The following is a 20,755-nucleotide window of genomic DNA, read 5'->3' on the forward strand; positions in this document are numbered from 1 at the left end:
GTTCCTTCCCATGGCCATCAGACCATGATCAAAGAACTCCATGAAACCGGGGGTACCTCAGAGTGTCATGTGATGCGCCTCGAGCAGCCGGACCAGCAGCCAGTTGACGTTCGATCCCTTGTTCAGGGCGACGGTCCTGCCCTTCAGGTCGGCGAAGCTGCGGAAGCCCTTGGACTCCTTGACCAGGACCGCCTCGCCCTGTGGCACCGGTTCCGACGTACCGATGATCCGGAACTTGATTTTGCCGGCGGCGGCGAAGATCGGTGGTGCCTCGCCGACCTGGCCGATGTCGATCGCGCCGGCCTTGAGCGCCTCGGTCAGCGCCGGCCCGCTCTCGAACAGTGACCAGGTCGCGTCCGGCGCCGCGCTGCGGGCCTTCACCAGGCTCAGCCCGCCGAAGCGTTGGTATCCGACCAGCAACTTCCCGGCGTCGGCGCCGGCGTCGGCGCTGTCGCCGCCGCATCCGGCGGTCGCTCCGGTCGCCGTCAGGGCCACGGCGAGCAGGCCCGCGAGGAAGGCACGGCGCCCCCGCGCGGCGTGGGACAGGGATCGAGAACGGTCGCGCAGGCTCCGGGCGGGGTGGGACATGGGGATGCTCCTGGGGGATGGATTCCGTCCGGCTGGGCCGGCTGGTTTCGGGCATGGCTGGTTTCGGGCATGGCTGGTTTCGGACGTGGCCGGTCTCGGACAAGGCCGGTACCGGGTGAAGCTGGTATCGGGTACGGCGGGTCGTGGAACCGGCCGTTGTCGGATCCGGCGGGTCTCGGAGGCGGCTGGTCTGGGTAGGGCGGAGACGCCGGTGCGGCGGCGGACCGGCGTTCGACCTGCGCGGACCGTGTTCGGTCAGCGGCGGGCCACGTTCCATGTCGGACCGCGTCCGGGCGCGCCGGATCGATCCGGGGCCGTTGGAGCGGCTCCGAAAGACAGCCTACTAAACCGATAGGATTTGTGGATAGAGTGTAGAGGTCGGAGATCGAATGGCCCCCGCCGCCCATCCCGTCAGCCGAGCAGATCCGCAGCCGCACATCCGCATCTGGAGAGAGACCATGACGCTCACCTTCCACTGGTTCCTGCCCACCTACGGCGACAGCCGCGACATCGTCGGCGGCGGCCACGGCCTGCCGGCGGGGACCGCCGGAGGTGCCCGACCGGCCACCGTCGCGTACCTCGGCCAGATCGCCCGGACCGCTGAGCAACTCGGGTTCGTCGGCGCGCTCACCCCGACCGGCGCGTGGTGCGAGGACGCCTGGCTGGCCACCGCGATGCTCACCGAGGTCACCGAGCGACTCAAGTTCCTGGTGGCGTTCCGGCCCGGCCTGACGTCGCCGACCCTGGCCGCCCAGATGGCCTCCACCTTCCAGCGACTGTCCCGAGGACGGCTGCTGCTCAACGTCGTCACCGGCGGCGAGTCGCACGAGCAGCGCGGTTACGGCGACTTCCTCGACAAGGACGCCCGGTACGCCCGCGCTGACGAGTTCCTGCACGTCGTACGGGGGCTGTGGCGGGGCGAGACCGTGACGCACACCGGTACGCACCTGCGGGTCGAGGAGGCCCGGTTGAGCCGGGTACCCGAGCCCGCCCCGCCGATCTACTTCGGTGGCTCGTCGGCCGCCGCCGGCCCGGTGGCCGTACGCCACAGCGACGTCTACCTCACCTGGGGCGAGCCGCCGGCACAGGTGGCGGAGAAGCTGGCCTGGATTCGCGGGCTGGCCGCCGAGGCCGGGCGGGAACTGCGGTTCGGGATCCGGCTGCACGTCATCTCCCGGGACACCTCGGAGGCGGCCTGGGCGCAGGCGCAACGACTCCTCGCCGGAATCGCCGAGTCCGACATCAGGGCCGTACAGGCCGGGCTCGGGCGCAGCGAGTCCGAGGGGCAGCGCCGGATGCTCGCACTACACGGCGGATCCCGCGACGGCCTGGAGGTGTCGCCGAACCTCTGGGCGGGAGTCGGCCTGGTCCGGGGCGGCGCGGGTACGGCGCTGGTCGGTAGCCACACCGAGGTCGCCGACCGGATCGCGGAGTACCACGACCTCGGGATCACCGAGTTCATCCTCTCCGGGCACCCGCACGTGGAGGAGGCGTACTGGTTCGGCGAGGGGGTGCTGCCGATTCTGCGTCGTCGTGGACTGTGGCGGCACCCGCACGGCGAGTCGGCTGCCACGGTCGCCGACGTCCCGTTCGCGGCGTCGAGCGGGGGATCCGGTCCGGCCGGCAATGGCGGATCGCCGGGTCGAGTGGCGACAGTGGACCGGTAACCCGACCTGCCGACGTGGTGTTGTCGCTCTCATCATCGACGGGAGTCGATCTATCCTAACCGGTCGCCTGGTCCCGTACGTTGCCGCGCCAACCGTGCCGCGGATATCGGCCATTTCAGTGTCGCGGCCCGCGAGCGTACCCTCTCGTCGGCTGGCATTGTGAACTGATCGCCGTCCCCGCGCGAGGCGCGGGAGCGAGCGGAGATTGTTGACAATGTTATTGGCAATGGTGTCGCCCAGACCTATGATCGGTCTGCCTCCGACAGCATGGCGGGATCCGGCGCGACCTGACGGGCGCGTTCGCGGAACCGCTCGGAAAGGATTGTCGATGACAGCGTCTGCGATCGGTCGAGGACCGGTCCTTGTGGTAAGCGCGCACGCCGCCGATTTCGTCTGGCGGGCTGGTGGTGCCGTCGCACTGAGCGCCTCCCGGGGTCAGCAGGTGCACGTGCTCTGCCTTACCTTCGGCGAAAAGGGAGAATCGCAAGGGTTGTGGAAGCAGCCCGGGATGACCCTCGAACGGGTCAAGGAGGCGAGACGGGACGAAGCGGGCCGGGCGGCGAAGGTCCTCGGTGCCGAGATCGAGTTCCTCGACGCGGGGGACTACCCGCTTCGCCCGACCGACGCGCTCTACGACAGCGTGACCGCGACCATCCGGCGGGTGAACCCCTCCATGATCATCACCCATCCCGCCAAGGACCCGTACAACCTCGACCACTCGCTCACCCACGAGATCGTGCTCCGGTCCCGGATGATCGCCCAAGCCGCGGGACACGACCGCTCCAGCCAGCCGATCGGGGCGGCGCAGGTGCTGCAGTTCGAGCCCCACCAGCCGGAACAGTGCGGCTTCGTACCGAACCTGCTGCTCGACATCTCCGAGGTCTTCGACCGAAAGGTCGAGGCGATGCGGATCATGGGGGCGCAGGGCCATCTGGTCGCGTACTACACCGACCTCGGCGTCCGGCGCGGTGTGCAGGCGGTCCGCAACGGCGGTGCCCGGTCGATCACCCACGCCGAGGCATTCCAGCGGGTGTTCCCGGTCGTCGGAGACGAACTCCTGTGAGCAGCCACGTCATCGTCCGGACCGATGTCGCGCCGCCGACCGATGCGGTCAAGCGGCTCGGCGAACTCGGCGTCTCCACCGTGCACGAGGCGCAGGGGCGTACCGGGCTGCTCGGCCACCTGCTCCGGCCGATCTACCCCGGCGCCCGGATCGCCGGCCGGGCGGTCACCGTCTCGGCCCAGCCTGGCGACAATCTGATGATCCACGCGGCGGTCGAACAGACCCGGCCCGGCGACGTCCTCGTGGTGACCTTCACCTCGCCGACCACCGACGGCGCCTTCGGCGAACTGCTCGCCACCTCGCTGCGCGCCCGTGGGGTGCTCGGCCTCGTCATCGAGGCGGGCTGCCGGGACGTGGCCGAGTTGACCGAGATGCGGTTCCCGGTGTGGTCACGGGCAGTTTCCGCGCAGGGCACGGTCAAGGCGAGCCCCGGCTCGGTGAACGTGCCGGTGGTCATCGGCGGTGCGTACGTACGGCCCGGCGACGTGATCGTGGCGGACGACGACGGGGTCGCGGTGGTGCCGCGCGAGCGGGCCCAGGCGGTCGCCGCGGCGGGAACCGATCGGCAGGCCAAGGAGGAGGAGAAGCGTCGGCAACTGGCTGACGGCGTACTCGGCCTGGACATGTACCACCTCCGCCCGCTGCTGGACCGGCTCGGCGTCCGGTACGTCGACGCGACCGATGGTGGTTCGCCAGACGAGGGATCAGCAGACGGCGGATCGGCCGGTCAGGAAGCCTCCTGACGCTGCTCACCGACCAGCACGTGCTTCTCACCAGCTCGCCGACCGACACCGGGGATGCCGGAACGCCGGTCGGCACCAGCATGATCGAGGAACCTGCCTGATGGAGTTTCTGGTACGACAACTGAACCGGATGCCGGCGGACGAGGAGTCCCGTCGGCTCCGTGAGGAACTGCGCCCGAAGGAACGCCGCGTCGCGCAGGAGCTGCGAGAGGCGGGCATTCTGCGCAGGTTGTGGCGGGTGCCGGGCACCCAGCACGCGATCGGGCTGTACGAGGCCGACGACGCGACCGCACTGCACGACGCACTGTCGTCGCTGCCGATGTTTCCGTGGCTGGAGATCGAGATCCAGCCGCTGGCGGTCCACCCGCAGGAGCGGAAGACGCCGCCGGTGGCACCGACCGCGCCGACGACGGGCTCGGCCACCGACAGGCCGTAGGCGGGTTCCCGGGTGCGTCAAATGACGTACCCGGACCCGTCCCGATCGGCCACGACGGCCCGTCATTTGCGTATCGACCCGGGCCCCGCGTATTCCATATTTTCTATCTTGACGCCGACGGACGGCGATGGTGTCGCACACTTCGGCGCATTCGCCGAGGTGTGCCATTCCCGCCCGCCCGACAACGGTGTGGAACGTTCGGACGGGAATCGATTCCGAGGGATCCGGGAGGACGTCACCACAATGGCAGTGGAACCACTGATCGACCCCACCGGTAACGGTGATCTGACCTCGAATACCACCTTGGCACCCCGACCGGGCACACTGCGTGGCCGGACCCTCGGTCTGCTGAACAATACCAAGCCGAATGCCGCCGTCCTGCTTCAGGAACTCGGCGAGCAACTTCAGCACGGATACGGCCTCCGCGAATTCGTCCTCTACACCAAGCCCTACTTCGGCACTCCGGTGGAGCAGACCCAGATCGAGCGAATCGTCCAGGAGTGCGACTTCGCCGTCGCGGCGGTCGGTGATTGAGGCTCCTGCAGCGCGGCCAGTTTGGCCGACGGAGTTCTGCTCGAACGCGCCGGGATCCCGACGGTGAGCATCTGCACCGACGCCTTCCGGGTGCCGGCCGACGCGATGGCCAAGGCGCTCGGGTTCCCCGGGTTCGAGTACGTGACGGTTCCACATCCGGTGGCGAGCCTGACGCTGCCCGAGGTGAAGGAGAGGGTTCGGACGATGTTGCCCCGGCTGCTGAGGATCCTGGGGGTGGAGCAGTGACGACCACCGCTGCCCCGTCCGGGATCGACGGCGGCGCGGACCAGCCGCCACCGGCAGCGCCGTCGGCGTTCGACCCGGTGGCGGCGCGCGAGGTGATCGAGCACTACTACGAGCAGGGCTGGACCGACGGCCTGCCCGTGGTGCCGTGCTCGGAGAGCCTGCTCGCCGAGTTCCTCGCCCAGGTGGACCAGGATCCCGACGAGACGATTTTTGCCATGCCGCACCTCAACCGCACCTGCTCGGTACGCCTCGCCGCCGTCAACGCGGCCATGGCCGGCTGCCGTCCCGAGTACTTTCCGGTGGTGCTCGCGGCCTGGGCGGCTTTGGCCGAGGAGGGGTACGCCGGCAAGGGCATCTGGCAGAGCACGACCGGAAACGGCACCTTCCTGATCGTGAACGGGCCGGCCCGGGAACGGCTGGACATCAACAGCCGAGGCAACATCTTCGGCTCGGGCTTCCGGGCGAACGCGACGATCGGCCGGGCGATCCGGCTGACCGCCATCAACGCGTTCGGGCTGCGTCCGCACGTGCTCGACCAGGCGACCCAGGGAACGCCGGCGAAGTACACCTGCTGCATCGCGGAGAACGAGGAGGAGAGTCCCTGGCCCGCGCTGCACACCGACCTCGGCTTCGAGGACGGACAGAGCGCGGTGACGGCGATGATGACCCGATCGGTGGTGCACATCGAGGCCCGGCACACGATCGAGTCGGACCAGCTTCTGAACGACCTCGCCAACACCGTCGCCCGGACCGGGGCGCTCGTGCACGAGACCATCAGCGCGTGTGTCGTACTGGGGCCGGAGCACGCGAACCTGCTGGCCCGGGCGGGAATGTCCAAAGCGGACGTCCGCCAGGCACTCTTCGACAGGGCGGTGCACAGCCGGGCCACGCTGGACTCGGTCGGCAAGGGTGCGGTGTCCCGCAACACCCGGTGGCGGATCCCCCGGGAGCATCCGGACGCGGTGCTGGACGGGGAGACCGACCAGGTCCGGGTGCTCAACTCGCCGGAGGCGGTCGTGGTCGTCGTCGCCGGTGCCTCAAACGCTGGCGTCTCGGCGGTCGCCGAGACGTTCGGACCCCGAGGTGGCCCCCCGGCCACCGCCAGAGTGAAGGATGTGTCATGACCACTGAGCAGACTGCCACGGATCCGGCCCTGGAGGCCGCGTTCGCCGACACCGTGACGGTGCTGGCCCGGGACGGCTACGCCGCGGCCTGGGAGCTGGACGGGGAGGGTGCGGTCACCTTCCGGGTCGCCGCGACCGCCGACGCCTGCGCGGAATGCCTCGTGCCGGCTCCGGTGATGCAGGCCATCCTCGACAGTGCCCTGGAAGGGACCGGCTACCGGATCGGTCGGGTGGAGCTGCCCGCCGACCACTGACGCGCTGCGGGCCGCGCGGTCACCCCGAGCGGGTACGCCGACCACTGACCGCCGACCACTGACCGCCGGCAGCTCACCGGCCACCACCACCCGTGCGAAAGGCGATCCATGGCAGTCGGAGACACCCATATCCGCGAACCGGAGCGGGCCACCCCGGTGCGCGGCGAGTACGACGTGGTCGTGGTCGGCGGCGGACCTGCGGGCCTGATGGCCGCCGCGGCGGCGGCGCGTACCGGCCGTTCGACCATTCTGCTGGAGCGGTACGGCTTCCTCGGTGGAGCCGGCACGATGGGCGGACTGAGTACGTTCTGCGGCCTGCACGCCCGGGTCCACGGCGAGCACCAGCGGGTCATCCGGGGACTGACCGACGAGCTGCTGGATCGCCTGGAACGGATGGATGGGCTGAACGCCCCGCACCTCTCGGTCGCCGACCGGATCATGGCGCAGGCGTTCGACATCTCGGCGTACAAGATGGCCGCCGACGACCTGGTCCTGGCCGGCGGCGGGAACCTGCTCTTCCACGCGACGGCGGTCGGGGTGTCGATGGCCAGCCCGACCGAGATCGACGCCGTGATCATCGAGTCGAAGTCGGGCCGGAGCGCGATCCGGGGTCGGGTGTTCGTCGACGCCTCCGGGGACGGGGACCTCGCCGCCTGGTCCGGAGCGCCGTACGAGGTGTCGGCGAAGCTTCTCTACCCCTCGCTGATGTTCCGGATCAACGGCGTCGACGCCGGGCGCGCCGGTGAGGCGTGGAAGACGGTCGCCCGGCTGATGGACGAGGCGGAGCGGGCCGGAACGCACACCTTCCCCCGGAAGAAGCCGATCGTCCGACCCCAGCGGAACCCGTTGGAGTGGCGGGCCAACCTGACCCAGTTGAGCAACCCGGACGGCAGTGCGGTGGACGGCACCGACATCGACGGGCTGACCCATGGCGAGATCCAGGGCCGCCGGCAGGTACGCGACGCCTTCGCCTTCATCCGGGACCACACGCCGGGCTTCGAGGACTCGTACGTCGTCGACCTCTCACCGCAGATCGGCATCCGGGAGACGCGGCGCATCGTCGGCCCGTACCAGCTCACCGAGGACGACATCCTCGACTGCGTCGACTTCCCGGACACCATCGGGGTAAACGGCTGGCCGGTGGAGGCACACGTCGCCGGGGACGTCGAGTTCCGGTTCCCGCGTGCCGACGCGGCGTCCCGGGGGTTCAACCAGTTGCCGTACCGGATGATGTTGCCGCAGGTGGTGGAGAACCTGTTCGTCGCCGGCCGGTGCGCGTCGATGACCCAACGGGGTCAGTCCTCTGCCCGGGTGACCGGGCCGTGCTTCGCGATGGGGCAGGCGGCCGGCACGGCGGCCGACCTCGCGCTGTCGGCCGGCGTCGCGCTCCGGGACGTCGACATCGCGACGTTGCAGAAGCGGCTGGCCGACGACGGCGCCTACCTCGGCACCGACCTGGCGCCGGACACCGCCGCAGCGCCGGACTCCACGGCCGCCGCAGCGCCGGATTCCACGGCCGCCGCCGCTGCGGCCGCCGGCGGGAGGGCCACGTCGACCGCTACCGGGGAGCGCCGATGACCCGCCAGCTACGCAGCAACTTCGAACCGGGCACCACCCGGTGGGCGATGCGCCGCGCCCAGTGGCGGGCCATGGGCCTGACCGCCGAGGACGAGGTCAAGCCGAAGATCGCCATTGTGAACAGCTCGTCGGCCCTGGCGAGCTGCTTCAGCCACCTCGACGACATCGTGGCGCCGCTCAAGGCCGCGATCAGGTCGGCCGGCGGGGTGCCCTTCGAGGTACGGACCGCCGCGCCGAGCGACGCGATCACCAGTGCCGGCCGCGCCGGGCAGTACATCCTGCCGACCCGGGACCTGATCGTGCACGACATCGAGGTGGCGGTCGAGGGCGCCCAGCTCGACGGCATGGTCTGCCTGGCGTCCTGTGACAAGACGGCGCCCGCGCACCTGATGGCGGCGGGCCGGCTCAATCTTCCGACCATCGTGGTGGCCTGCGGATACCAGGCGACCGGACGGTACCGGGGCGAGCACATCGACTTCGAGGACATCTTCCTGCGGGCGGGGCACGTCGCCAGCGGACGGATCACCGTCGACGAGCTCAGCGAGATGAGCGAGTGCGCGATCGGTGGACCCGGGGTCTGCGCCGGGATGGGTACCGCGAACTCGATGCACATCGCCTGCGAGGCGCTGGGCATGTCGATGGCCGGCAGCACTCCGGTACGTGCCAACGGCGACCGGATGTGGCGGGCGGTCCGGCAGGCCGGTGAACGGATCGTGGAACTCGTGGACGAGGACGTCCGGCCGAGGGAGATCCTGACGGCGGACGCCTTCCGCAACGCGGTGACGACGATTCTCGCGGTGAGTGGCTCGGTCAACACCCTCAAGCACCTCCAGGCGGTCGCCGTGGAGGCGGAGTGCGATGTCGACATCGCGGGCCTCTTCGAGGAACTCGCCGGCGAGGTGCCACTGCTGACCGGGGTGAAGCCGAACGGCGACCGGCACGTCGACGAGTTCGAGGACGCCGGGGGCACACCGGCGCTGTTGAAACAGTTGTCGCCGCTGCTGCGCCTCGACGCGGCCACGGTCACCGGTCCCCGGCTCGGTGAGCTGCTGGCCGGCGTGGAGGTGGCCGACGCCGACGTCATCCGACCATTGGAGAACCCGCTGGCCCGGCATCCGGCCATCGTGGTGGTACGCGGCTCGCTGGCCCCGGACGGAGCGATCATCAAGCGTACGGTGGCCGACGACGCGCCGCTGCGGTTCCGGGGACCGGCGCGGGTCTTCACCTCCCGTGAGGAGGGCCTGGCCGCGATCAAACGGGGCGAGGTCCAGCGGGGCGAGGTGCTGGTGCTGAGCGGTCTCGGCCTGCGCGGCTCGCCGGGAATGGGGCTGACCTCCGCCTTCGTCTTCGCCCTCGACGGTGCCGGCCTGGGCGAGCACGTCGCGGTGATCACCGACGGTCAACTCTCCGGCCTGGTGAACAAGGGCCTGGTCGTCGGCGAGGTGGCGCCCGAGGCGGCCACCGGTGGGCCGCTCGGCCTGGTCGAGAACGGCGACCTCATCTCCGTGGATGTCCGGGAACGCACCGTCGACCTCCTGGTGGACGACGCGACCCTGGCCGCGCGCCGGGACCGGCTGCCGGCGCCCGTACCGGCCGTCGGCTGCGGGTGGCTCTCCGTCTACGCCCGGGAGGTGGGCCCGCTGGCCGAGGGGGCCACCCTGGGCGGCCGGCTACCCCGAAGTGTTGCGGCAGAGTAGCCCAATGCATACCCAAGGTGAGATTGTGCGCGCGGTGTACGGCGGCGTACGCCGGTCGCGAGTGGGCTCTTGACGGTCCCCATATTCTGATCGAACGGAATTGTCGCTGGTCAAGGCGGCAACAGCCGCTCGGCGCGGCAGGAAAGGATCATGACGACGACGTCACCGCCGGAAGGCACCGCAGCCGTGGTCGCGGGGCAGGAGTTCGCTCTGCTCCAGGCCATCGGGCAGGTCGCGTCCGGCGGACTGGCGGTGCTCGACGAGCGACACCGGGTGCTGTGGCTCAATCCCGCCGCGGCCGTCATGTTCGGTGAGTCGGCGTCGGCACTGCGGGGTCGACCCTGGCCGTGGCAGTTGACCACGATCGAGGACAGCACCCCGGGACGCCCGGAGCGGGTACCGGGCCGGGAGCCCGGACCGGACGACGCGTCCGTGAGCCTCGACGGTCCGGGCGGGCGACGCCTGCTGCAGTACCGGGCCGCCTGGGTCGACGTGGGTGGCACGAGGCGTGTCGTCGTCTCGATCACCGACGTGACCGAGGCGCGTCGCCAGCAGCGGCGGCTGGCGGCGGTGGCCCGCGCCGCGTCGAGCGTCGCGGACGCGGGACGACTCAGCGCCACCCTCGACGCACTGGCCAGGGCGGTGTTCGAGTCCACCGGTCTGGCCGCCGTGCAGATCCTCACCCTGCACGGCGAGGAACGGGAACTGCGGATGATGGGCGAAGCCGGGTTCTTCAACGTCGAGAACTTCAGCGAGAAGCTCGCGGAATGCCGCCGCCGGGGTGCCGAGCTGAAGATGCTCGAGGCCGCCGTCCGATGCGCACCGATCGTCGTACTGCATCGCAAGCCCGACATCATGCGGGATCCCGCCTGGGAGCCGTTGCACGAGATCATGGGCGCGGTCGACTGGGACAGCTTCGTCAGCATGCCGCTGTCGGCGCGCGACCTCTGCGTCGGCGTGCTGAACGCCTTCTTCACCCCCGGCGAGGATCCCGGCCCGGCCGAGCTGGAGTTCCTGGCCGCCATCGCCGACCAGGCCGCGATGGCCGTCGACTACGCCGGGCTGCTCGCCGCCTCCCGGGACGAGGTACGGCGGGAGGAGCGCCAGCGGCTCGCCCGGGACCTGCACGACTCGGTGGTGCAACGGGTCTTCTCCATGCGGATGCAGTCCACCGCGCTCCGCGCCAGGATCAACCAGCGTGCCCCGGCGGTGGTCACCGATCTCGGCCCGATCGCGGACGAGCTGATCACACTGTCGAAGACGGCCCTGGCGGACCTCCGTGACCTGATCTTCGAGCTGCGCCCCGCCGAACTGGTCGACGTCGGCCTGCTGGAGGTGCTCCGGGTGCACGTGATCTCGACCGAGGCCCGTACCGGCATGCGGATCATGATCGAACTTCCCGATTCGCTGGAGGAGGTGCCGGCGGAGGCGCAGGAGGACCTGTACCGGATCGTGCAGGAGGCCCTGCACAACGTGGTCAAACACGCGCAGGCGAGTACGGCATGGGTCCGCCTCCAGGTGACCGGCCCGCTGCACGACCGCCTCGACATCGAGGTGCGGGACGACGGATCTGGCGACGGCCGACACGGCAACCACACGCTGGGCCTCGGACTGGTGTCGATGAAGGAACGCGCCGAGCGCTGGGGCGGATCCCTCGAAGCGGGCCGCCTGTCCAGCGGAGGCTTCCAGGTCCGGGCCGTCTTCCCCCGACTACTGGCCGCTGGCGCGCCCGGCGCCGACGACCACGATCCGAGGAGCAGGTTTGAGCGAGCGTGACGCCGGGATCGGCGTACTCGTGGTGGACGACCACACCGTGGTCCGCCGAGGTCTCCGGGCCTACCTCGAGGTGGTCGACGGGGTCGACGTGGTCGCCGAGGCCAGCGACGGCCAGGAGGCGCTCGACCGGCTCGCCCGGCTGGCGACCGAGCAACGGCTGCCCGAGGTGGTGCTGATGGACCTGGTCATGCCTCGGATGGACGGGATAGCGGCGATCCGGGAGATCGCCCGCCGCTATCCGGACGTCCGGGTCGTCGTGCTGACCAGCTTCGGCGAGGTGGAACGGGTCCAGACTGCGTTGCAGGCGGGTGCCGCGGGCTATCTGCTCAAGGATGCCGAACCGGAGGAGGTCATGCAGGCCATCTTCGCGGCGGCCCGGGGCGAGGTGCACCTCGACGCCGCGGTGACCCGACGGCTGACCCGGCAGATGGTCTCCCGCGACGTCGGGCTCTCCGCCCTCACCCCACGGGAGCGGGACATCCTGGCGCTGGTGGCCGAGGGGCGGTCCAACCAGCAGATCGCCGAAAAGTTGGTGATCAGCGAGCGGACCGCGCGTACCCACGTGAGCCACGTGCTCAGCAAGCTCAACCTCACGTCCCGGACCCAGGCCGCCCTGGTCGCGATCCGGGAGGGTCTGGTGCCGCCGCCCGGATCGGACTGAGCCTCCCGGCCTGAGCGCGGCGGACGCCGTTGACCGGAATGCGACGGATGACGTAGCCGCACTGCTACAGAGTGTCCGCCGGGTGCCGTCATTCGCGTGAGGCCCGGGCCCGTCCCGTCGACCTAATCTCGGCAGGGCCGGGGGAGGAAGTCTCCCCTGCCGGCTGGGAGAGGGGCTTGGTTGGTGGTGGGACCAGCAGCACCTCCGCAGGTGGGACCAGTAGCACCTCCGCAGGTGGGACCAGCGGCACCTCCGCAGGTGGCACCCGCAGCGCGCACCGCTGGCGACTCCGGACAACGCATCGGGTCGCCCGGCGCCGACGAGGAGATCACGGTCGACGTCGTCCGACGCCGGTCGGTCGCCGACGACGTCCTCGAACTGACCCTCGTCCGCCCGACGGCCGATCCACTTCCACAGTGGACGCCGGGAGCGCACGTCGATGTCCTCCTGCCGACCGGAATTGTCCGGCAGTACTCGCTCTGTGGCGACCCGGGGGAGACCGGAAGCTGGCGGATCGGCGTACTGCGCGAGCCGGCGGGACGCGGCGGATCGGCGTGGCTGCACGACCACGCCGTGGAGGGAACCGAGCTCGTCCTCCGTGGCCCCCGGAACAACTTCCCGCTCGTCGACGCCGAACGGTACGTCTTCGTCGCCGGCGGAGTCGGGATCACGCCCGTACTGCCGATGGTCCACGCCGCGGAACGCGCCGGCCGACCCTGGGTGCTGTGGTACGGCGGACGCCGACGCTCCTCAATGGCCTTCCTCGAAGAACTCGGCGGGTACGGCGACCGGGTGCGACCGCGCCCGGAGGACGAGTCCGGCCAGCTCGACCTGGCCACGGTGCTGGCCGAACAGGAACCGGGCACCCTGTACTACTGCTGCGGACCGTCCGGGCTGATCGACGCGATGCGGTCCCGGTGTCAGGGGATGCCGTCCGGCAGCCTGCGGGTCGAACGGTTCAGCGCGGTGCCGCAGCCGGCCGTCGAGGAGCCGGACGGCGGCATCGAGGTGGTCTGCCGGCGATCCGGCCTGACCGTCGCGGTGCCGCCCGGGACGAGCATCCTCGACGCGGTACGGCAGGCCGGGGTGGACGTCCTCTCCTCCTGCACGGAGGGGATCTGTGGAACCTGCGAGACGACGGTGCTCGACGGCGTGCCGGAGCACCGGGACTCGCTGCTGACTGAGGACGAGCAGGAGGCCGGCGACACGATGATGATCTGCGTTTCCCGGGCCCTCGGCGACCGGCTGGTACTCGACCTGTGACGTGCGCCCGACGCACCATCGAGACTGTCAAGGAGACCTGATGCCACACGTCCAGAACGGTTGGTACCTCGCCGCATGGTCGGACGAGGTGGGACGTACGTTGACCCAGCGGTGGATCGCCGGAAACCCGGTCTGCTTCTACCGGCTGGGGGACGGCACCCCGATCGCCCTCGAGGACCGCTGCCCGCACCGCAAGTTCCCGCTCTCGCTCGGCCGGCTCGACGGCGACGTGTTGGAGTGCAACTACCACGGCTACCGGTTCGACGGAACGGGTACCTGCGTCGGGGTCGCCGAGCAGCAGGACAAGCCCCGGGCCGCCACCCGTCGGTTCCGGCTGCTCGAACGCGACGGCATCATCTGGATCTGGCCCGGTGACCCGGACCGGGCGGACGAGTCCCAACTGCCCGACACGTCGTGGCTGGCCAGTCCGAACTGGACACACGTCAAGGGCGTACTGCCGCTGAAGGCCCGGCACCTGCTGCTGGTGGAGAACCTGCTCGACCTGTCGCACGAGACGTTCCTGCACCCCTCGACGATCGGAAACGCGGCGGTCGCGGCCACCCCGATCGAGGTGACCACCTCCGGTCCGAGGGTCTTCTTCCAGCGCCGGATGGTCGGGGTGCAGGCACCGCCGTTCTACGAGAAGTCGATGGGCCTGACCGGTCTGGTCGACCGTTGGCAGGACGGCGAGTTCCATCCGCCGGGGGTGTTCCTGCTGAACATCCGGCTGGCCGCGACGGGTACCGAGGAGCCCGAGGGCTTCCACATGAAGGTGCTGTACGGGATGACCCCGTCGACCGAGAACGAGTGCCTCGACTTCTACGCGCTCGCCCGGGACTACGCGATCGACGACGCGGAACTGACCACGTTCCAGCACGAGCAGCAGCTCTCGGTGATGGGCGAGGACGTGGACGCGCTCGAGGTGCAGGAACTGATGTACGCCACCGAACGGCGCCGGACCGTGGAGTCGAGCATCCGGTCCGACCTCGCCGCGTTGCGCGGGCGCCGGGTACTGCAGAAGATGCTGGCCGCCGAAGCGGCCGAGGAGAGTGGCGGGGCCGTACCGGCAACCAGATAGCGGCACGGGGCGCGGTGGCGTCCGGCGGACAACGCGGGACAAGCAGGTGACCAGCGAGGCAGGGGAGAGGGAGACCGATGGCAGGCAACCGGGCGGTAGCGTACGTCGAGCCGGGCAAGGTCGAGGTGCAGGATATTCCGTACCCGACGCTGGAGCTCCGGGACGGGCCGGGCGTGAATCCGGCGAACGTCGGCCGGCAGTGCCAGCACGGCGTCATCCTGAGGGTCGTCACGACCAACATCTGCGGCAGTGACCAGCACATGGTGCGGGGCCGGACCAGCGCCCCCCGGGACCTGGTGCTCGGCCACGAGATCCTCGGTGAGGTCGTCGAGGTCGGTCGCGACGTCGAGTTCATCAAGGTGGGCGACCTCTGCTCGGTGCCGTTCAACATCGCCTGCGGCCGCTGCCGCAACTGCAAGGAGGGGAAGACCGGGATCTGCCTGAACGTCAACCCGGACCGCCCCGGATCGGCGTACGGCTACGTCGACATGGGCGGCTGGGTCGGTGGCCAGGCCGAGTACGTGATGGTGCCGTACGCGGACTGGAACCTGCTCCGGTTCCCGGACCGGGACCAGGCGATGGAAAAGATCCTGGACCTGACGATGCTCTCCGACATCTTCCCGACCGGCTTCCACGGCGCGGTCACCGCCGGGGTCCGGCCGGGCTCCACCGTGTACGTCGCCGGAGCCGGCCCGGTCGGACTCGCCGCCGCGGCCGGTGCCCGGTTGCTCGGCGCGGCCGTGGTGATCGTCGGTGACCTCATTCCGGAGCGGCTCGACCGCGCCCGGCGGGCCGGATTCGAGACCGTCGACGTCTCGCTCGGCGACCCGAGGGACCAGGTCGAGCAGCTCCTCGGCGTACCCGAGGTGGACGCCGCCGTCGACGCGGTCGGCTTCGAGGCGCGCGGGCACGGCGCTGGAGCCGCGCAGGAGGCGCCGGCCACCGTGCTGAACTCGCTGATGGAGCTGACCGCGGCCGGCGGCGCCATCGGCATCCCGGGCCTCTACGTCACCGCGGACCCGGGCGCGGTGGACGAGCCCGCCCGACGCGGATCGCTCAGCCTCAGCCTCGGTACCGGCTGGGCGAAGTCGCTCTCCTTCACCACCGGCCAGTGTCCGGTGATGCGCTACAACCGCAGCCTGATGATGGCGATCCTGCACGACCGGGTCTCGATCGCCGACGTCGTCGGGGCCACCGTGATCTCGTTGGACGACGCGCCGCAGGGCTACGCGGACTTCGACGGCGGCGCGGCCCGCAAATACGTGATCGACCCGCACGGCCTGGTCGGCGCGACGTCGGCGGGGGCTGCCGGATGAGCACGTTCGTGCTGGTGCACGGCGCCTGGCACGGCGGCTGGTGCTGGCGCCGGGTCATCCCGGCGCTGCGCGCGGCGGGCCACGAGGTGCTGACCCCGACCCTGACCGGAGTCGGCGACCGGGCCCACCTGATCAGCCCACTGGTCGGCCTGGAGACGCACGTCGAGGACGTGGTCCGGCTGATCGACGCCGAGACCGGCGACGACGGCGACGACGGGGACGTGGTGCTGGTCGGGCACAGCTATGCCGGAATGGTGATCACCGGCGTCACCGACCGGCGGCCGACCCGGGTACGCCAGCGGGTGTACCTGGACGCGTTCCTGCCGAGCGACGGCGAGGCCGCCATCGACCTGCTGCCCGACCACATCGCCGGGCACTACCGGGAGTCGGTCGCGGGACCCGGGCACGGCTGGCTCATCCCGCCGCGCTCGTTGCAGGTCCTCGGTGTCACCGAGCCGGGTGACCTGGACTGGCTCACCCCACGGCTGACCCCGCACCCCTGGCGGAGCTACGTCGAGCCGGTGCGGATCGGCGCGGCCGTCGACGACGTTCCCGGGGCGTTCATCGAGTGCGTGGACTGGATGCGGGTCTTCACCCCGTACGCGGAGCGGGCCCGGGCACGCGGCTGGCCGGTGCTCGACCTGCCGACCGGTCACGAGGCCATGGTGACCGCGCCGAAGGCGCTCGCCGAGGCGCTACTGCGGCTGGTCGGGTAAGCCGTGTCCGGAGCCAGCCGGAACTTGTCCGGAGCCGGCCGGGACGACGCGGAGGACGCGGCGCGGGCCGGGCGTGGGAGCTGGGGCGCGGACCGGCTGCGCGGCCGGGTCGCGGTGGTGACCGGTGCCGGTGGCGGCCTCGGCCGGGCGATCACGCGTCGCCTGCTCGACGACGGTGCCCTGGTGGCCGGGCTGGACATACTGCCGGTCGAGGAGACGACCCGGGCGGTCGGCGGCGGAGAGCTGGCCTTCGCCGGAACAGGGGAGCCGGCCTTCCGGGCCTGGTGCTGCGACGTCACCGACCCGGATGCCGTGGCGGAGGTGGTCGAGGCCGTCGCCGCCGGACTGGGGCCGGTCGACGTACTGGTGAACAATGCCGGCCTGCTCTCCGGCCGGGCCGGCATGGCGAACACGACCAGCGCCGAGATGCTGCGGTACTTCGAGGTCAACGCGGTCGGGCCACTGCTGATGGTGCAGGCCTGCCTCGACCACCTCCGGGCGAGCCCGCACCGGGGGCGGATCGTCAACGTGGCGTCCCGGACCTTCTTCACCGGCAGCCCGGGGCAGCTCGCCTATGTCGCCAGCAAGGGCGCGCTGGTGGGGATGACCCGGGTGCTGGCCCGGGAACTCGGCGAGCACCGGATCACGGTCAACGCGGCCGTACCGGCCCAGGTGGAGACGCCCGGCACCGCGCGGCACTCCTCGCCCGAGGTGTTCGAACGGACCATGCGGCAGCAGTCGATCCAGGAGTACGTCACCCCGGAACGGTTCGCCGGACTGGTCGCGTACCTGGCCTCCGACGACGCCGCGTTGATGACCGGCCAGACATTGGTGTACGACGGTGGAGGGCTGCTTCGATGACTTCCCGGCAGGACGACGGCGGCACGCGGCTCCGAGAGCCGGACGGGGCGACGGCGGAATGTTTCTCGGCCACCTGGACCCCGGGGTCGACCACGCTCACCGGAACCTGTTTCTGCGGGGCACGGCACCACGACTCGGATCCGGTGGCGATGTGGGACTGGCTCGACGCCCATCCGGTGGGGCACGACCGACAGGAGGGACTGTGACATGAGGCGCACATCCGGGGGACACCATGGCTGAGATCGTCGCGGCGGCTGCCGCCGTACACGCGCCGCAGTTGATCAGCCGGCCGCAGAACGAGGAGTTGGAGAAGCTCGACCGGGGCACGGACGCGCTGCACCGGCTGGGCCGGGTACTCGACGAGACGTCGCCCGACGTCCTGCTGGTGATCGGTCTCGACCACCTGGAGACGTTCTGGCTCGGTGCGGCGCCGACCTTCACCGTCTTCGTCGGGGAGCACGCCGAGGCGGACTACGCCGGCCGGGTGCACCGGAAGGTGCCGGTGCACACCGAGATCGCAGTGGACCTGCTCAAGGGGCTGGTGGCCCGCGACTTCGACATGACCTTCTCCCAGGAGGGCACGCTCGGGCACGCCTTCCTCACCCCGTTGCAGTACGTCCTGCAGGACCGGCAGATCCCGGTGGTGCCGTTGCTGGTCAACGTCTACCTTCCGCCGCTGCCGAGCCCACGCCGCTGCTACGCGCTGGGCCGGGCGATCGCCGACGTCCTCGCGTCCCGGCCGGAACGGGTCGCCGTGCTGGCCAGCGGCGGGATGTCCCACTTCCCCGGTACCGCGCGCTACCACGACCCCCAACTGTCGTTCGACGAGTGGGTGTTGCAGGAGGTGGGCGCCGGCCGCTGGCAGGAACTCCTCGACCTGACGCCGGTGCAGCTCGACGAGGTGGGCGAGGGGGAGCTGCTGACCTGGTTCGTGATGCTGGGGATCACCGGCGAGATGCCCGCCTCGATGCTGTCGTACCAGGCGCTGTCGCACCACGGGCACGGCGTCGTGCAGCTCATCCCGCCGCTCGCTCCGGCGGTCGCGGCGCCCGAGCCGACGGTTCCGCGCTACGGCGGGCACGTCTTCACCCAGGACGACTACCGCTGGTACAGGTTCCCCGAGCCAAGCAGCTTCGCGCTGAACAAGCTGCTGCACCAGATCATCGTGAACCCGGGCTTCCGGGCGGAGTTCGTCCGGGACCGGGCCGCCGTCGTAGGGGCAGCCGAACTGACCGATCCGGAACGCCGGGCACTGCTGGCCGAGGGCTTCGACGAACTCGTGGCGGTCGGCGCGCACCCACTCCTCGCGCTCTCCGCCCGGCAGGTCGTGGCCCTGGAACAGCAGAACGCCGCTCCGCCGACCGCCCCGGCAGGCGTGCCGGCATCCGGCGCCGGGAGCCGGTGATAGAGACGGGGCGGCTGACGGGAGGTCGGGGCCTGGCCGGGCCCCGACCTCCCGTCAGCTTTTCCACGTAGCAGCGGGCCACGGCGGTGCCAGGGAGGTTCCGGGCTACGAGTCAAATGACGTAGCGGCACCGACCCGGCGTGGCGATGGCGGCCCGTCATTTGCGTATCGACCGCTCGGGTGCGGTTCCATATTTTTACCTGGACGTAACGTGTTACGGCGGCGTCAGTGTCCAGGTCGACCTGGGGTGTCGGGCGATACGCAACAGGTATCGACATGATCAGGGCCGGCGGCAACACCAGATACAACCGTGAACGCACCAGTGTGAACCTGAACTGCGTGTGGAAGACGCTCAGCGCAACCGTTGACGGTGGCCGGTGCCGCAGTCGACGACCCTAACCTGCCGTGAAACCAGCAGGGCCGCTCGGATCTTCCGCCACTATACCGGTGGCGTTCGGTGACCATGACCGGGTCCGGTGGCCTGGCTGCCCCTTCCTGGGCAACAGAACAATAGGAGACAGCGAATGGCCAGTTCGGCTCCCCGCAACCGTGGGCTCCTGCCGCTACAGCAAAGCCGACGCGCGTTCCTCGGCGCCGTCGCCCTCGGGCTCAGCGTGCCGTTGTTGACAGCGTGTGGCGACGATTCCGACTCCGGCGGTGACGGTTCCGGCGGCGGATCGAAGGACCTGACGTTCCTCAGTGTCATCCCGCTGCCCAGTATCTCCAACGCCCCTGAGCTGCTCGCCGACACCGGCGGCCACTTCTCCAAGCACGGACTGAACGTCAAGTTCGAGGTCACCCAGGGCTCGCCGCCGGCGATCCAGACGGTCATCGCCGGATCGGCGCTGCTGACCAAGCTCGGTGACATCGAGACGATCACCGCGATCTCCGACAAGAACGCGCCGCTGGTGAACCTCGGTGGGGTGGAGAAGCAGGGCCTGCTGCGGTTCATGTCCAGCAAGCGGAAGCCGCTGACGAAGCCAGAGGACTTCCGTGGCGCGACGATGGGCCTGCCGTCCACGGGTGGCACCAGCGAGAAGACCCTCGACCTCGTCCTCGCGTCGGCCGGGATCCCGAAGGAGTCGGTGAAGCGGCAGGTGGTGGGGCTGGCTCCGGGGGTCTTCGAGTTGGTGAAGTCGGGCCGGATCGACGGCTACATCGTCTCGCTGGACACCTCGCTCTCGGTCCTGGCCCAGCAGCCGGACGCCGTGGCCTTCGCCCCCAGTTCGGTCATCACCGCCGGCAGCCAGGCGTACGCCACCTCGAAGGAGCAGCTGGCGCAGGCCGAGAACCAGGATCAGATCCGTCGGTTCCTGCAGGCGATCGCCGACGCGATCCGGTTCATGGTCGACGACGAGAAGAACGACTTCAAGGAGACGATCCGGCTGATCGGCACGAAGCACCAGGTCCCGTCCTTCAAGGACCCGGGGGTCGCGCTGGAGGCGCTGAAGCTCTTCGTAAAGTCGTGGACCGTGGACGGGGTCGACAAGGTCGTACAGACCAACCCGGACACCTGGCGGTCGACGTACGACGTGATGGTCAAGTCCGGGCTGGTCCCTGCCGGCAAGGACCCATCGCAGTGGTTGACCGCCGACTACGCGCCGAAGGCATCCTGAAACGATTCCAGGCAACACCGACGTGAGGCAAGGGGCAGCGGTGCAACATGACGGTACGGCCGCGGCGGACTCCCCGCCGCGGCCGGAGTTGGGGCCGGTGGAGCTTGAGCTGGCGGGGGTGAGCAAGGTCTAT

At 70.3% G+C, this 20,755-nt stretch carries 19 protein-coding genes; 18 read left to right on the forward strand and 1 reads right to left on the reverse strand.

Going from position 1 to position 20,755, the window contains the following annotated elements; genetic code table 11:
• Window positions 1-57: 57 nt before the first annotated feature.
• Window positions 58-588: a type 2 periplasmic-binding domain-containing protein gene (locus ACFP2T_RS45650; RefSeq protein WP_377433713.1), complete on the reverse strand. Its 531-nt coding sequence runs from the start codon at window positions 586-588 to the stop codon at window positions 58-60.
• A 458-nt stretch (window positions 589-1,046) separates the two neighbouring features.
• Here ACFP2T_RS45650 and ACFP2T_RS45655 point away from each other — a divergent pair, with 458 nt between their 5' ends.
• From ACFP2T_RS45655 to ACFP2T_RS45745, 18 genes are all read left to right on the forward strand, one after another.
• Window positions 1,047-2,255 (forward strand): LLM class flavin-dependent oxidoreductase, encoded by a 1,209-nt coding sequence (locus tag ACFP2T_RS45655; protein WP_377433716.1) that lies wholly within the window; start codon window positions 1,047-1,049, stop codon window positions 2,253-2,255.
• Window positions 2,256-2,583: 328 nt separating this feature from the next.
• On the forward strand, window positions 2,584-3,318 hold the full coding sequence (locus tag ACFP2T_RS45660; protein WP_377433717.1) for a PIG-L deacetylase family protein: 735 nt from the start codon (window positions 2,584-2,586) through the stop codon (window positions 3,316-3,318).
• Window positions 3,315-4,061, forward strand: a complete 747-nt coding sequence (locus ACFP2T_RS45665) for a 4-carboxy-4-hydroxy-2-oxoadipate aldolase/oxaloacetate decarboxylase (RefSeq protein ID WP_377433720.1) — start codon at window positions 3,315-3,317, stop codon at window positions 4,059-4,061. The genes ACFP2T_RS45660 and ACFP2T_RS45665 overlap by 4 nt, the downstream gene beginning before the upstream one ends.
• A gap of 100 nt (window positions 4,062-4,161) precedes the next feature.
• Window positions 4,162-4,497 carry a muconolactone Delta-isomerase gene (locus tag ACFP2T_RS45670; RefSeq protein ID WP_377433722.1) on the forward strand — a complete coding sequence of 112 codons (336 nt, stop codon included), beginning with the start codon at window positions 4,162-4,164 and terminating at the stop codon, window positions 4,495-4,497.
• Window positions 4,498-4,740: 243 nt separating this feature from the next.
• On the forward strand, window positions 4,741-5,277 hold the full coding sequence (locus tag ACFP2T_RS48200; RefSeq protein WP_465264300.1) for a UGSC family (seleno)protein: 537 nt from the start codon (window positions 4,741-4,743) through the stop codon (window positions 5,275-5,277).
• Window positions 5,274-6,401 carry a hypothetical protein gene (locus ACFP2T_RS45685; RefSeq protein ID WP_377433729.1) on the forward strand — a complete coding sequence of 376 codons (1,128 nt, stop codon included), beginning with the start codon at window positions 5,274-5,276 and terminating at the stop codon, window positions 6,399-6,401. The genes ACFP2T_RS48200 and ACFP2T_RS45685 overlap by 4 nt, the downstream gene beginning before the upstream one ends.
• Entirely contained in the window at window positions 6,398-6,655 is a 258-nt protein-coding gene (locus tag ACFP2T_RS45690) for a hypothetical protein (protein WP_377433732.1), read from the forward strand. Before ACFP2T_RS45685 ends, ACFP2T_RS45690 begins: the two co-directional genes overlap by 4 nt.
• Window positions 6,656-6,763: 108 nt before the next feature.
• Window positions 6,764-8,233: an FAD-dependent oxidoreductase gene (locus ACFP2T_RS45695; RefSeq protein WP_377433735.1), complete on the forward strand. Its 1,470-nt coding sequence runs from the start codon at window positions 6,764-6,766 to the stop codon at window positions 8,231-8,233.
• Window positions 8,230-9,930 carry a dihydroxy-acid dehydratase gene (gene ilvD, locus ACFP2T_RS45700; protein ID WP_377433738.1) on the forward strand — a complete coding sequence of 567 codons (1,701 nt, stop codon included), beginning with the start codon at window positions 8,230-8,232 and terminating at the stop codon, window positions 9,928-9,930. The genes ACFP2T_RS45695 and ilvD overlap by 4 nt, the downstream gene beginning before the upstream one ends.
• Before the next feature lie 150 nt (window positions 9,931-10,080).
• Window positions 10,081-11,706 carry a sensor histidine kinase gene (locus ACFP2T_RS45705; protein WP_377433741.1) on the forward strand — a complete coding sequence of 542 codons (1,626 nt, stop codon included), beginning with the start codon at window positions 10,081-10,083 and terminating at the stop codon, window positions 11,704-11,706.
• On the forward strand, window positions 11,693-12,367 hold the full coding sequence (locus tag ACFP2T_RS45710; protein ID WP_377433743.1) for a response regulator: 675 nt from the start codon (window positions 11,693-11,695) through the stop codon (window positions 12,365-12,367). Before ACFP2T_RS45705 ends, ACFP2T_RS45710 begins: the two co-directional genes overlap by 14 nt.
• A gap of 258 nt (window positions 12,368-12,625) precedes the next feature.
• The gene (locus ACFP2T_RS45715) at window positions 12,626-13,630 is read left to right on the forward strand and encodes a PDR/VanB family oxidoreductase (protein WP_377433745.1); all 1,005 of its coding nucleotides are present in this window, start codon (window positions 12,626-12,628) and stop codon (window positions 13,628-13,630) included.
• Window positions 13,631-13,670: 40 nt separating this feature from the next.
• The gene (locus ACFP2T_RS45720; protein ID WP_377433748.1) at window positions 13,671-14,708 is read left to right on the forward strand and encodes a Rieske 2Fe-2S domain-containing protein; all 1,038 of its coding nucleotides are present in this window, start codon (window positions 13,671-13,673) and stop codon (window positions 14,706-14,708) included.
• Between the two features lie 77 nt (window positions 14,709-14,785).
• Complete coding sequence (gene fdhA / locus ACFP2T_RS45725; protein ID WP_377433750.1) at window positions 14,786-16,024, forward strand: formaldehyde dehydrogenase, glutathione-independent; 1,239 nt, start codon at window positions 14,786-14,788, stop codon at window positions 16,022-16,024.
• On the forward strand, window positions 16,021-16,740 hold the full coding sequence (locus ACFP2T_RS45730) for an alpha/beta fold hydrolase (RefSeq protein WP_377433753.1): 720 nt from the start codon (window positions 16,021-16,023) through the stop codon (window positions 16,738-16,740). The genes fdhA and ACFP2T_RS45730 overlap by 4 nt, the downstream gene beginning before the upstream one ends.
• 24 nt (window positions 16,741-16,764) lie before the next feature.
• A complete protein-coding gene (locus ACFP2T_RS45735) occupies window positions 16,765-17,601 on the forward strand; it encodes an SDR family NAD(P)-dependent oxidoreductase (RefSeq protein ID WP_377433755.1) in 837 nt (278 codons plus the stop codon).
• A 232-nt stretch (window positions 17,602-17,833) separates the two neighbouring features.
• Window positions 17,834-19,006, forward strand: coding sequence for a DODA-type extradiol aromatic ring-opening family dioxygenase (locus ACFP2T_RS45740; protein ID WP_377433756.1), 1,173 nt, complete (start codon window positions 17,834-17,836; stop codon window positions 19,004-19,006).
• A gap of 524 nt (window positions 19,007-19,530) precedes the next feature.
• Window positions 19,531-20,622 carry an ABC transporter substrate-binding protein gene (locus tag ACFP2T_RS45745; RefSeq protein WP_377433757.1) on the forward strand — a complete coding sequence of 364 codons (1,092 nt, stop codon included), beginning with the start codon at window positions 19,531-19,533 and terminating at the stop codon, window positions 20,620-20,622.
• Window positions 20,623-20,755: the final 133 nt, after the last annotated feature.

It is taken from the genome of Plantactinospora solaniradicis (assembly GCF_042658085.1).
Taxonomy (GTDB): domain Bacteria; phylum Actinomycetota; class Actinomycetes; order Mycobacteriales; family Micromonosporaceae; genus Plantactinospora; species Plantactinospora solaniradicis.